Genomic DNA, 13116 nt, shown 5'->3' with positions numbered 1-13116 from the left:
TATAAAATACAGAACATGCAGTGCCTGAGCGCGGGCCGCAAGCAACAAAACATGGGCAGTTTTTCAGAAAAATGACGCCGTGCACTGCTCATTGCGGTCTGCACAGGCAGCACCCGCATCAAAAGCGCTACGGCGCGGACTTTTTACTGATCCGCGCCGTACTGTAGCGTGTTGCCGGGGCAATACGTTAATTTTTTTCGGTCTTTCTGCGCAGTATCACTACCCGCTTCAGGGGGCCGTCGCCCGTGCTGCGCGTCTGCACGTCGGTCGCGTCCTGGAGGCAGACATGCACAATGCGGCGGTGATAGGAAGACAGGGGACGCGTGGAATAGGAGCGGCCGCTCTGGCGTACCTTGTCGGCCAGGGCAAGAGCCATCTCACGCAGCCGCTCATCCTGACGCCGACGATATTCACCGGCATCAAGCTGTACACGCACAGCGGCGTTCATACCTCGCGACACAATACGAGAAATCATGTACTGGAGCGCGGCCAGAGTCTGGCCTTCGCGGCCGATGAGCAAACCGGAATCTTCTTCACTTTCAATGCCCACCTGCACCCTGCCGCCAGCCACTGCTACTTCAAGCTGTACGGCTTCGCCCACGATGGGGCGCACCAGGCTGCGCACGGTTTCGTGCACAAGGGCCATAAGCTGCTCCTGATCAAGCTGCTCCAGAGGAGTGACGGGCAACCCTTCAGCCGCTTCTTCAAAATCGTCATCCAGCATATCCGCAGTTCCGGGGCGGGCTTGCCGTACAGCATCGCGTCCGCCTTCCTTCGCGGCGTTGCGGTTGTCGCGGGCGTCGCGCCCCTCGCGGGGGTCGCTCCTGCGGCCGCGGCCTTCGCCGCGCTTGCCGTTTTCGGCATGCCCGTTCTGACCACGCCCGGACGCCCTGTCGGACTTTTCGCCGTTCTTTCCTGCGCCGGCGGTCTTTTCCGCGGTTTTTTCGCTGCTGCACGCGCAGCTCTCGTCAGCGGGCTTTACAGTGCCGTTTTTGCGCGCCCCCTTGTCGTCATTACGCGGGGTACTCTTCTCGCTGCTGCGTCCGGTATTTTTTTCATGCTTTTTTTCGGGTTTCTGGCTGGCGCTTCCGGCAGAACGTTCTGCATCACGGGGGCTTTCACTCCGCCCAGCAGCGACGTCCGCGGCACCTTCAGTTCCTGCCGCTGCTTCTTCCTGACCGGCCTTGCGGCCGCGGGCGCGGTCATGACGTTTTTCCTGCCGAGGGGCAGAAGACGGAGATTCTTCACGCTGCCGCGAAGCCCGGGCCTTGCCGTCCGCGTCTGCAACAGACTGGTTTGCGGTTTCAGCGGGAACATCGGCGGGGGGGGCGGCCTGCCCCCCTTTGCGTCCCAATATGTTTTCAACAGCCTCGCGCAGCTGCACCCGGCGGGCGCGAACTTTGGCCTTACGCGCCCCGACGATGCCGAAGATGCCGGATTTTGAATCCTGCACGATCTCGATTTCCAGTTTTTCACGCGCCGTGTTGAAGTAGCCGCAGGCTTCCTCTATGGCGCTGTCCAGGTCTTTGCCCTGGAATTCCTTGAACCCTTCCATAATCATCCTCGTTCCAATAGGTATCGCAAGCCGTCGCTGCGGCTATTTCGCGGCGGCGTTGGCCTTGAACTTCCGGATCATCATCTGCTGCTGGGCTATGGAAAGCACGTTGTTGACCAGCCAGTACAGCACCAGACCCGAAGGGAAGTTCAGGAAAAGCGCCGTAAAGATAAGGGGAAGAAACATCATGATCTTCTGCTGCGTGGGATCTGTGGCCGGGGGGCTCATCCGCTGCTGCAAAAACATGGTCAGGCCCATGATCACGGGCGTAATGTACAGGGGATCCTTGGTGGACAGGTCAGCCAGCCACAGGATGTCCGTTCCGGGCAGATAGGTGATAAAGGGCGCATGACGCAGCTCGATGGATGTGAGCAGGGCCTGGTACAGGCCAAAGAATACGGGCAACTGGATGAGGATGGGCACACAGCCGCTGGCGGGGTTGACGCCATAGGTCTTGTAGAGGGCCATGACCTCTTTGTTCATCTGTTCCTTGTTGTCCTTGAACTTTTCACGAATCTCCATCATGTGCGGCTGGAGCTTCTTCATCTTTTCCATAGAGGCGTAGCTCTTGGCCGTCAGGGGCCAGAAGGCGGCCTTGATGAGCACGGTCAGCAGAATGATTGCCAGACCCCAGTTGTGCACATACTTGTGGAAAAATTCCAGCAGCCACAGAAGGCCCTTGGCAATGATGTGGAAAAAGCCCAGATCAACGCTCTTGGCAAGCTGGGGCGAAACGGCCTGCAGTTCGGAGCGCACCTTGGGACCAACCCAGTAGGAAACAGAAAGCTCTTTTTCCTGTCCGGGGCCGAGCAGGGTTTCCTGCTCTTCCACGGCGGTGCGGTACACGTTCTGCTGCATTACGCCCTTGACGGTCACGTTATTCACATCGCCGGGCAGCACGGCCGCAAGAAAATACGTGCTCATGGCCCCGGCCCAGTAAATTTTACCCACAGCCTGCACACCGGTGCTTTCAAGGGTACTGGCCGAGCTTTCTTCCTTGAGGCTGCCGTCGTTGTCCCACGCCACGCGCATGGCGTCGTAGCGGTCGCCGGCGGCATTGCTGGCATCAGCGGCCACAGTATAGCTCACACGCACACTGCGGGCCTGCTGGGTCTGGTTCACCACACGGATTTTTTCGCGGATAAGATAGTTGGTGGCGCTGAAGGTCATTTCGCGCACCACACGCAGGTTGTCCACTTCGCCCACGAGGCGCAGCGTTCCCTGCTGGCCCTGTTCAAGAGCAAGCCCGTTCTCGCCGGTGTCCATAGACCACTGGCCCGTACTCCATGAGGGCTGGCTGTTGATGACAAGCCCCAGAGGAGCCACCTGGGCGCTCTTGGGATCAACCATGTTCACCTGGGGCGAGTCGGCCGCAAGGCCTACCTGGTATTTTTTCAGCTTGAACGACCGCAGCGCGCCGCCGCCACTGTAGACCACGGCTTCGTAAAGAGGGGTGTCCACAGTAAGGTCGCGCCCGGGCGCTGGCGTAAAGACGGGCAGGCTGGCCTGTGCGGGCGCGGCCTGCGTCTGGGCCTGCGGCTGCGGATGGGCGGCCTGCTGGTCCTGGCTTTGCTGCGCCACCGGGGCAGGCCGGGTGGCCCAGCCCATATACTCGGCCAGATAGCCCCAGCCAACAATGACAATAAGACAAAGAACAATGGCAATGAGAAGATTTTTACCGTCTTGCATGAGGGCGCTCACTCCTGGGACAATGGCGGAACGTCACGGCGACGTCGTGATGGTGGAACAGGGTCATAACCCGAACCGCCCCAAGGGTGACAGCGGGCCAGACGCTTGAGCGCCAGCCAGCCGCCCCGCAACACGCCGTGGGTCATTACGGCTTCGGCGGCATAGGCGGAACAGGTAGGATAATAACGGCAGGCAGGGGGCAGCACAGGCGAGATGCAACGCTGGTAAACGCGTATGGGAAAAACGCAGATCACGCGCAACATGTGGCTCATGGCAGACCATCCAATGCCGAAGAGCCCGGCAGATGCCGGGCCATACGCCGCAACAGGGGCAAAAGCTCAGCAGCCACACGGGCATAATCCAGTGCGGCTTCTCCAGCATGCTTTTTTGCTACGGTAACAATATCGGCCTCCACGGGCAGCTCCTCTCTGTGCAGGCGGTAAAATTCCCGCAAGAGTCTCTTGACGCGATTGCGCACCACAGCCTTACCCACCTTGCGGGAAACGGCCATGCCGGTACGCACGCGAAGACCGGGACAAGCCCGCGGCAACACGAATACAAGGAAGTGCTCGGTGTGGTAGCGCCTGCCCCGCTCGTAACAGGCTGTAAACTCCACCCGGCGGCGGATGCGCAACTGTCGGGGCAGGAGGTACCGGCGCATGAAAGCTCCCTAATGACGAACGGGGGCAGTCCCCCCGTTCAACTAGGCGCTCAGGCGTTTACGGCCCTTGGCACGACGACGGCGCAGCACCGCGCGCCCCCCGGGGGTGGCCATACGGGCGCGAAAGCCGTGAGTGCGTGCCCTTCTGATTTTGCTCGGCTGATATGTTCTTTTCATGGCTGACTCCTTAAAATTTCCGGTAGGGCCAAATGCCGGACCGGGGATTTTCGGCACGCAGGGCTTAGCGGTGATGAGGCCGTCAGCCGCCTTGGCGGGCAGGGACGGCAAGGCCCTGGCGTTAAAATATGGAAGAAGCTACATACACGCCCGCAGCCCCCCCGTCAAGCGCGGACTGGGCCAATCCTTTCGGGGTTACGCCCGTAAAGACCGCCGTGTACGGCAAATACCGCGGCTCAAACACCGGAATAAATTTACTGCGCCATTCCCCTACGCCACAGGGCAGCACCTCACGCGAGGAAAACAGACGGGAGGAAAAAACCCCTGACAGATCGAATCCGCGCCATTTCATTGCCCTTGCAGTCGTTTTTTGAAAACCGCATTCTTGAGCAGGGCTTCGATACCCGCAGAAGGAGCGCCCTCTTCCGCCAGCTTACTTCGTACAGGCATGGTCCGGCAACAGGGAAGGCGTATTTCCGCTGCCCTGCATCTGCTCAGGGAAGAGGCGCACGAACAGGGGCCGCCCCGGAAGATCCGTTGGATGGCGGCAGCAGGTCGTCTGCTGAAAGCGAGGGGACGGGCGGAGGCGGCAACACGCCTTGCGGGGCAGCCCCCGCGGTATCCCGCGCCACGCCGGAACCTCCCTGGCTCAAAGCACCGGCAGCCGCGCCAGACCCGCTGAGTACTCCAGGCAGGGAAGAAGGCGGGGTTGCAGGTACGGCGGCCTTTTCCGGAACAGTCGCTCCCGGTGCCGCATGACCGGAAATTCCGGCTCCTGCGGGGGTCTTGTCCGCTTTCTCCACGCCGGGCAGCACCGTGCCATTGCCCGCCCTGCTCCCGGTTACGGCAGCACTGCGCTGTGCGGCACTGCTGTTTTGCGTGGCCTGGGGCCTGGGCGTGGCATCAGGCGCAAGAGCGGGGGTACCGGGGGCAACGCCATTGCCAGGCCGGTCCGCTGCCGCGCTGCCCACCCGGGCATCTGTGGCGGCCTTGCCGCTGCCGGAAGCAGACGGCGCGGTGAGCGCAGGGCTTACAGAAGCGGGCTTCTGCCCTGTCACACGGGGAATGGTCGTATCGGCCTTTCTGGCAGTGCCGCCTGTCCTGGCAGCGGAACGCGAAGCTCCGCGCATGGGCATCAGCGGCGCACCGGGATCGATGACCACACTGTGGGGGGCCGTCTTGGCTCCGGCACGGCTTTTACCGACGGACTTGCCGCCAGTCTGCCCTTGGGGCGACGGCATCAGATCGGGTACGGCTGCAGGATCTGCAAAGCTTGCCCCGGCCATGCGCAACTGCCGTGGCTGCATCAAGGTGTTCCAGTAAAGGCGAGCACCACCGTGCCGCACCCAGGCCTCGTTCAGGTTGGCCCCGCCATCCGGCAGCGTTGGCGGCGGAGAAGAAGGCAGGTGAACAGTTTCCGCAGCCGCGGCCGGTGTGACAGAAAACATGAAGGCGGCGCACAGGCACAAAAAAGCCGTTCCCACGGGTACGGCCCGTGAAGCGCAAAGCGCCGCTGTTTTTTTGCATAACGTCATGAGCATGATACCACCTCTACAACGCTTATCGGACGGCCGTACATCGTCTTTAGGGTACGCTCCATCAGGAGCAGCAGGTCATGCCTCCCCGCCTGACGTTGTGCCGGCCGCCGGGGCGCAGGCACTGAAACCCGAAAACCGGCATACTGCGGCAGTGCGGCACAAGAGCCACCACGCCCTGCTGGCAGAGGAGCATAATGCGGCCTGTCTGTGCATTACGATACACCCACGCCCTGCCGCAAGAGATCTTTACGCTTTTGCCTCTGCCTGCCTTGACAGGTCGCCGCCGCTTAGGCACATTTTCAAAAAAATTCCCCATCAGGAGTCGAAATGTCCGCGCCCTCCCCTGCCGACGCCCCGCCTGCCATGTCTGGCCCAACCAGGCCATCTCCCTGCATAATCCTCATCGGCATGGCCGGAGCGGGCAAATCCACCGTGGGCGAAGCACTGGCCCGCACGCTTGGCTGGGCCTTTATGGACAGCGATCATCTTATTGAAGCCGTGTATGCCGCCCGCCTGCAAGATGTTACCGATGCGCTCGGCAAGTCTGCGTTTCTGGATGTGGAGTCCAGCGTTGTCAGCGCCATAAAGGCCAATCGCACGGTTATTGCCACAGGCGGCAGTGTTGTTTACCGCGAGCAGACCATGCGACACCTGGCCTCACTGGGACCGCTGGTTTACCTGGATGTGCCTTTTACCGTGGTGGAAGAACGTATTGCCCGGAATCCGCAACGTGGCCTCGCCATTGCCCCCGGCCAGACCCTGCGCGACATTTTTCAGGAGCGGGAAGAGCTGTACACCCGCTACGCCACATTGCGCTGTCCCGCTGCAGACAAAAATCCACAACAGTGTGTGAACTGGATAGTGCAGCAACTGCCCGCTGAAGTGACCATGCCTGACAGGCCGTAACAGCCGCATGCCACGGGACCATACCGTTGCCGTGGCTTTTTTCAACAGCGGCCCTGCCTTTTCCCTTCCGGCCGAAGCCCTACGCAGCAGGCGGCACGCTGTTTCACGCTTCACGTTTCACGCACACGGGGCGTCATATAAAAAAGCGGGGCCGAAGCCCCGCCAGAAAAACATCTCGCTGCGATATCAAGCAAAAAAACATTACCAAGACTGCTCATGAGCATGCGCCCGCTGTGGAAGGTACAGCTTCAGCCGTTGCCCAGAGGTCTTGTGGAAAAGACCGCAGCGCTGTTTATTTGCGTGATCAAGCGCCGTGTGCACGTGCTTCAAATCTTGCGAATAAACATTTTCAAGGCGAACCCACCCCAGAGCAGATCAATCCTGAAATACTTCACATTTCAAAATTGTCATTCTGCCGAAAAATGCAACGCTCGGCAGAACCTGCGCCGTGTTACAGTGCGCTGTACTCTCGTGCAGTGGTGGCGCATATAAATTTTTCAAGTAAATGCGCTAGTACTGCCAGCTCTTGCCATCGTAGCGGATAAGCTCGTTAATCCTGCGGGCCTTGACCTGCTGGCAGGCGGCGGCAAGCGCAGCCTGGCGGCTGGCGCCACGGCACTCAAAAACATTTTCCTTGTAGCGGACAAAGCCCACATACTGCCCGGAAGCCCCGGGGCGCAGCTCTGTGACAACACTGTCCTCATCCACGGCAACATAGCTGGCCACAAATTCCTTGCCGTCCTGCCGTACATCCTTTTTGGATTTGGACGGCACAACGGTCCGGCCAGCCTGGGCAACCAGCTTGCGGCCGACCACATCCAGTTCGGCGGCAATCTGGGCTTCAGTTTTAGCCCCCCTGGCGGCGGGCTGTTTCTTTTCCGCAGGTTTAGCAGCTTTTTTGTCGGCCTTGGCGGGAGCCGTTTTTTCCGGCGCGGGCGCAGGCTCGGCAGCCGGTTCGGGCTGGGCGGGCGTTACCACCGCCTCAGTGGAAGAAGAGTCGCCACCAAACCAGGCGCAACCACCTGTGGTCAATCCGAAGATCAGCAAAAATGCCCAAAATATTTGCTTGCGCATAGCACCTCACACATTAAAGCCGGGCGGCATAGGCCACCCGGCTTTTGCATGTTATTCCACTGAAACCCGCCCTTCGATTATTCGAAGGAGATTTCGGTGCGCCGGTTCATGGCGCGACCTTCAGCGGTTTCGTTGTTGTACTTGAAGGACTTGCCGCGACCGATGGCGGTCATGCGGCTGGCGGGGATGCCCTGCTTCACAAGATAGTTCTTCACGCTGTTGGCGCGTTCCTGCGAAAGCTTCATGTTGTAGGCGTCAGAGCCGATCCAGTCGGTCCAGCCAGCGAGCACAACGCGCTTGTTGGGGTTGGCCTTGATGAGACCGGCGGCTTCGTTCAGGATGCCCATGGCCTTACCGTCAAGGGCATAGGAGTTGAAAGCGAAGTGCACGCCACGCAGCACGATCACGTCTTCATCCTGGCAGAACACGGACAGAACGAAGCGCTCAAGAGCGGCATCGCTGGTGGCCAGTTCTTCACCACGCACCACGATGGTGGCGGGGTTCAGGGCAGCAACCTGCTTGATGGTTTCTTCGCCGTTCTTGCTGTCGGCAAAGGAGATGATGTGGACAACCAGGTTACGCTGGCTGGCATACATCTGACGGGCCACTTCCACCAGATCGGCGCCACGGTTGTTGTCGCCGTCGGTCACGAGGATAACGGCGGCGTCGCGCTTCATGCTGGAGAGGAAAGGCTCATAAGCCTGCAGGCCGGTGCCCATGCTGGTCATACGACCGAAGATCTGGAAGTCGGAGCGCAGCTTTTTGATGCCGGCAGCCATGGTGTTGCGATCCCAGGGGCCCTGGGCAACGATAACGCCGTTGGGCGAAATGGTGTGCAGGCCACCATTGTAGTCCAGAGCGGGAATAGCGGCATTGATGCGCTGCAGCACATTTTTGGCCACGATGATCTTGTCCTGCTTCAGCTGGGCATTTTTCATCATCATGGAGCCGGAATAGTCTACAACGAAGTCAAAGCTGTTGATTTTCTTGGTGCAGGCCGGAGCGGCCGCGGCGGCCACAGCATAGCTCAAAATAAGAGCAGCGGCCAGAACAAGAAGACGAAACGATTTCATACTGCCTCCCAAACGTTGATAAGTTCGTCGAGTTACCGTCAATAACAGTAATTCGCGGTGTGCCCGCCACGTTGCCAACTCACTAGCAGGAAATACCTTTGGAGGCGGCAACTGCCTTTTACATAACCGTCTTCATGAAAAACCGCAAGTTTTAAATAGGAAATACTCTTCAATAACCAGACAAGGCATCCATTGTCCCAACATCTCCTGAAGGCCATATCCGCCTGAAAACACCGCAGTTACGGCTGCTGGACAGCGCCCCGGCCCTGAGGCATACTTATGTCAGGAGCCAAGGAATATCTCTATGTCAACATTCATGTTTTCCAAATGGAGCCCCGGCGGCAACACCACCCTCCTGTTTCCGGAGCACGGCCTTGTTCCCGTGCAGCAGGCAAACCTTGCCCGCCAGGCCCTGGATCCCTCTGTGCTCGGCGGTGAACAGGCAGGCTTTGTAGATCTTCAGGCCCACAGCCTGCGCATGGCGGGCGGCGAGTTTTGCGTCAATGCCAGCCGTGCCGTGGGCGCGCTGCTGGCCTGTAAAGAAGAACGCACCCAAAACGCAGCTGCGCCCCCAACCCCGGAACAGGCGGCACAAGCCGCCCGGCAGTACGAGATCAGCGTCTCCGGCTGGCAAAGCCCGGTGCGGCTGCTCGTGCGCGGGAGAAGCCCCCTGTGGCAGGTAGAGGCCGTGCTGCGGCTGCCCGACGTTTTTATGGAGTGCCTGACCAACGGCATCTGCCTGGTGCGGCTGCCCGGCATCTGCCATCTGCTGCTGGATGCGCGCACCCACGGCCACCCCGAAGACTGCCACGCCGCTGCCGCCCTGCTGCGCGAACGCTACAATCTGGAGCAGGAAGAAGCCGTGGGCGTCATCTGGTGGCAGGTGCTGCAGGGGCAGCTTGATATGCTGCCTCTTGTGCATGTGCGCGACACCCGCACCGATTATCTGGAAAGCGCCTGCGGCTCCGGCGCTCTGGCCCTGGCCCTGAGCCGCGCCAAAAATAACGGCGGCAAACATTTTTCCATCATGCAGCCTGGCGGTTCTCCGCTGGAGGTGCGTCTTTTCAGCGAAGACGGAACCGCCATGGCGGGCATAAACGGCCCGGTAGCCCTGGTTGCCGATGGGCAGGTGTGGTTGCCCGGCGGCGTCATCTGAGTATGGCCGCAAAGCTGCGCGAAGGATTCACCACCGGCTCGGCAGCCACGGGCGCAGCCCTGGCCGCCCTGCACCTGCTGCGCTCCGGCTCTGCACCCGACCATGTGGATGTGCCGCTGCCGCCCTTTGCTGCACAGTCGGCTCCCGAATGTCCGGGCAGCCCCGTAGCGGACGCGGAGGCAGAACAGGTTTCCAGCCACCGCGCAGACACGGGCGCCTACCAGCATGCCGGGCAGGCAGCCCAAAAGAAGACCTTGGAACATCCGGCCCCGGCGGAGCATGATGCACAGAAGCCCGGCAGCGCCACGCAAGACCTGCGTCCCAGAGGCTGGCTGCGTCTTGCGGTGGCGGCCTGTGCCCCCGGCCCGGCCCCCGAACTGGCCGCGTTTGCCGGATTTTCCGCCGGACTGCCGCCGGATGCTGACAAAGTAGATGCCGTCGGATCAGGTACAGCCCGCGCCCCGCTGCGGCTGGCACACGCCTCTATCCGCAAAGACGGCGGCGATGACCCGGATGCCACATCTGGAGCACTCGTTACGGCCACTGTAATTATGGAAGGCCCCTGGCAGACGGACAGCCTTGCACCCGATCCCGGCGGAATGGCGCACGATTCAACATGCCCGGCCCAGGAGCCATCTGCCGACCCCGTCCCGATGCCTCTGAGCACGGGATTGCGTATTACTATTGAAGGCGGTCCGGGGGTGGGGCGCATAACTCTGCCCGGCCTGCCAGTACCCGTGGGTGAAGCGGCCATCAATCCCGTGCCTCGCCAGCAGATCGCCTTTGCCCTGCGTCATGCTGTTGCGTCCGCTTGGTCCCCATGCCCGCCCTTGCGCGTGATTATCAGCGTTCCCGAAGGCGAACGACTGGCCCGGCAGACATTCAACCCACGGCTGGGCATTGTAGGCGGTATTTCCATTCTGGGTACGCAGGGCACTGTGCGCCCATACAGCCACAAAGCCTGGAAAGCCACCATCGAGCAGGGCCTGGCCGTGGCTGCGGCCACAGGCTGCCGGTCCATTGCCCTGACCACGGGCAGGCGCTCCGAACGCCTGCTCATGGAGCGCTACCCCCACATGCCGCAACAGTGCTTCATACAGGTAGCTGACTTTGCAGCTTTTTCCTTGCAGGCCGCCGGAGCCGGAAATTTTGACAATCTTGTGTGGGGCTGTTTTTTCGGCAAGCTGGTCAAGCTGGCCCAGGGGCATGCCTACACCCACGCCCGCCACGCGGATCTGGACATGGCGGGCCTTGCCCGCGTATGTGAACAGTACGGCGCACACTGCGCGGGGCAGGTAAAAAACTGCGTCACCGCCGCCCACGCCCTGGAGCTGCTTTTGCAGGACAGGGCCGGATCAGACGTTATACGGCAGGTGGCCGCCAAAGCCGCTGCAGTGGCGGCAAAATTTGCGGGACACCCCGTGCGGCTGCACCTTTTTCACACCGACGGCAGGGAATTACTGGCATTATGAAAAATCAGGTTGCACTGCCCGGCATTGCCGTGCCCTCCCCCACACCGAGCGAAGACGCGAGCCGGACTGCAGCGACTGGCCCCCCGGAGACGCGTGAGGCCCTGTCCACCGCGGAACATGCCGTCCCTTCTGCCGTTACGGACGCAGCAGCGCAGGTTACCGCCGCCCGCGACACGGCCGGCACAGCACGCGATACTCCCGCAGAGGCCCCCTCTGACAACGGCCAGCCCCCGGCAGACGATGCCCCCGCGGAAGCCCCGGCACTTGTGGCCGCACCGTCACAGTCCAGGCAGAAAAACCCGGTGGAAAGCAACCCCGTTGCCTCCAGGGCTGTAAAAAAACGGCGCAAGCCGGCACAACAGCCGCCGCAGGAGCAAACCCCACCCGCCCAGCCGGACGATTGGCCGCCCATGTCTGAAATTCTGCAATCCTGCTTTGTTTTTGAGCCTACTACAGCGCAGCCCAGCCCCATCACGGTACTTGGCCTGGACTGCGGGCGCCCGCGTGGACTTGCGTCCCTGACAGCCGAGCAGAAATTGCTGTTGCACAAGGCCGATGTGATCTGCGGCGGCCGCCAGATACTGCACGACCTGACGGGGCATGCCCCCGAAGATGGACCGGGCGGCACAGCCCCCGGCCCAGATGGCGAAGCAGCCAGACAGGAAACGCTCAACGCCCGCCTGCTGCCCCTGAGTACGCCGCTGGAACCCGTCATCACCCGCCTGAGCCAGATGCGCGCCGCCGGTGAACGTGTCATCATGCTGGCCGACGGCGACCCCCTGCTTTTCGGCATCGGGGGAACACTTGTGCGCCTTCTCGGGCAGGATGCCGTAGAGCTTGTGCCTGCGGTCAGCTCTCTGCAACAGGCCTGCGCCCGCCTGGCCTTGCCCTGGCACAGGGTGATCTGCCTGTCGCTGCACGGACGCGATGACCTTGGGCCGCTCAATGCGGCTGTAAGCAAAAATGCACCGCTCTGCGTACTTACCGACGCCCGCATGTCGCCGGACGTGCTGGCCCGCCACCTGCTGGACCGGGGGGTGGACTGGTTCACCGTGCATGTTTTCGAGCGCATGGGCGCGCCGGACGAACAAGGCAGTCACCTGAGTATGGCTCAGGCCGCCGGAGGTGTTTTTGGCCCGGCCTGCACCCTTGTGCTTGTTCCCGGCGACGCGCCCCGCCGCGCGCGGCTCGGCCTCAACGCCGGAGAACTGGCTGTGGACAGGGGGCTGATCAGCAAAAAACCCGTGCGCGCAGCTGCTCTGGCTCTTCTGCAGATAGAGCCGCACCATGTGGTGTGGGATGTCGGTTCCGGCTCCGGAGCCGTGGCCCTTGAAGCCACGGTACTGGCGCACGAAGGCCGCGTGGTGGCGGTTGAGCGCTCTGTGGGCCGCGCCATGAGCATCCAGGAAAACCGCCGCCGCTTTGGCGCGGCCACTCTGGATGTACGCCTGGGGCAGGCCCCGGAGTGCCTGCCCTCGCTGCCCGATCCGCACCGTGTTTTTGTCGGCGGCGGGCTTTCCGGCGAAGATGGAGAAGACATCCTGGGGCATGTCTGCCTGCGCCTGCCCCCTGGCGGGCGCGTGGTGGCAAGCTGCGTTCTGCTGGACACCCTATGCCTGTGCCGCCGCTTTTTTGAACGCCTCGGCTGGCCGGTGGAGATCAGTCAGATTCAGGCTTCCGAAGGCAAGGAACTGGGCGGCGATGTGCATCTGGCCGCCATGAATCCCGTATTTCTGCTGGCGGCCCAAAAACCGGCCCCGGAGAGCACCGGCCGCGCCGGTCAGGGGGCGCGCTCATGAGACGCATCCCGAGCAG

Annotated in this window: 12 protein-coding genes; 4 read left to right on the top strand and 8 right to left on the bottom strand. The window is 61.7% G+C overall.

The features are described 5' to 3' along the window. Positions 1-187: 187 nt before the first annotated feature. The 6 genes from ACZ495_RS13935 to ACZ495_RS13910 all read right to left on the bottom strand — a co-directional run bounded on the left by ACZ495_RS13935 (position 188) and on the right by ACZ495_RS13910 (position 5623). On the bottom strand, positions 188-1561 hold the full coding sequence (locus ACZ495_RS13935; protein ID WP_232088675.1) for a protein jag: 1374 nt from the start codon (positions 1559-1561) through the stop codon (positions 188-190). Between the two features lie 36 nt (positions 1562-1597). Next, entirely contained in the window at positions 1598-3244 is a 1647-nt protein-coding gene (yidC, locus tag ACZ495_RS13930) for a membrane protein insertase YidC (protein WP_012625587.1), read from the bottom strand. Positions 3245-3252: 8 nt separating this feature from the next. Continuing rightward, complete coding sequence (gene yidD / locus ACZ495_RS13925) at positions 3253-3516, bottom strand: membrane protein insertion efficiency factor YidD (protein WP_012625588.1); 264 nt, start codon at positions 3514-3516, stop codon at positions 3253-3255. Further along, entirely contained in the window at positions 3513-3905 is a 393-nt protein-coding gene (gene rnpA / locus ACZ495_RS13920) for a ribonuclease P protein component (protein ID WP_464262433.1), read from the bottom strand. The genes yidD and rnpA overlap by 4 nt, the downstream gene beginning before the upstream one ends. A gap of 42 nt (positions 3906-3947) precedes the next feature. Then, positions 3948-4082, bottom strand: coding sequence for a 50S ribosomal protein L34 (gene rpmH, locus ACZ495_RS13915; RefSeq protein ID WP_012625590.1), 135 nt, complete (start codon positions 4080-4082; stop codon positions 3948-3950). Between the two features lie 494 nt (positions 4083-4576). Continuing rightward, positions 4577-5623 carry a hypothetical protein gene (locus ACZ495_RS13910; protein WP_464262432.1) on the bottom strand — a complete coding sequence of 349 codons (1047 nt, stop codon included), beginning with the start codon at positions 5621-5623 and terminating at the stop codon, positions 4577-4579. Positions 5624-5947: 324 nt separating this feature from the next. Between ACZ495_RS13910 and thrB the strand changes: the two genes are divergently transcribed. Further along, complete coding sequence (thrB, locus tag ACZ495_RS13905) at positions 5948-6526, top strand: homoserine kinase (RefSeq protein WP_083577840.1); 579 nt, start codon at positions 5948-5950, stop codon at positions 6524-6526. Between the two features lie 510 nt (positions 6527-7036). On the opposite strand, the gene ACZ495_RS13900 is transcribed toward thrB, so the two are convergent. Together ACZ495_RS13900 and ACZ495_RS13895 are read right to left on the bottom strand one after the other, a co-directional pair. Further along, a complete protein-coding gene (locus ACZ495_RS13900; protein ID WP_394027137.1) occupies positions 7037-7600 on the bottom strand; it encodes a translation initiation factor 2 in 564 nt (187 codons plus the stop codon). 77 nt (positions 7601-7677) lie between these two features. Continuing rightward, positions 7678-8673, bottom strand: a complete 996-nt coding sequence (locus tag ACZ495_RS13895; protein WP_012625596.1) for an OmpA family protein — start codon at positions 8671-8673, stop codon at positions 7678-7680. A gap of 304 nt (positions 8674-8977) precedes the next feature. Here ACZ495_RS13895 and ACZ495_RS13890 point away from each other — a divergent pair, with 304 nt between their 5' ends. Genes ACZ495_RS13890 through cbiE form a run of 3 tightly spaced genes read left to right on the top strand, consistent with a single transcriptional unit; the run spans position 8978 to position 13100 of the window. Further along, positions 8978-9829 carry a hypothetical protein gene (locus ACZ495_RS13890; protein WP_407843999.1) on the top strand — a complete coding sequence of 284 codons (852 nt, stop codon included), beginning with the start codon at positions 8978-8980 and terminating at the stop codon, positions 9827-9829. Positions 9830-9831: 2 nt separating this feature from the next. Next, entirely contained in the window at positions 9832-11301 is a 1470-nt protein-coding gene (gene cbiD, locus ACZ495_RS13885; RefSeq protein ID WP_012625598.1) for a cobalt-precorrin-5B (C(1))-methyltransferase CbiD, read from the top strand. Further along, positions 11298-13100 (top strand): precorrin-6y C5,15-methyltransferase (decarboxylating) subunit CbiE, encoded by a 1803-nt coding sequence (cbiE, locus tag ACZ495_RS13880; RefSeq protein WP_394027134.1) that lies wholly within the window; start codon positions 11298-11300, stop codon positions 13098-13100. Before cbiD ends, cbiE begins: the two co-directional genes overlap by 4 nt. The last annotated feature ends 16 nt before the right edge of the window (positions 13101-13116 follow it).

This window comes from Desulfovibrio sp. GTC20076 (genome assembly GCF_055385905.1).
This window is presented reverse-complemented; position numbering and strand designations above follow the sequence as displayed.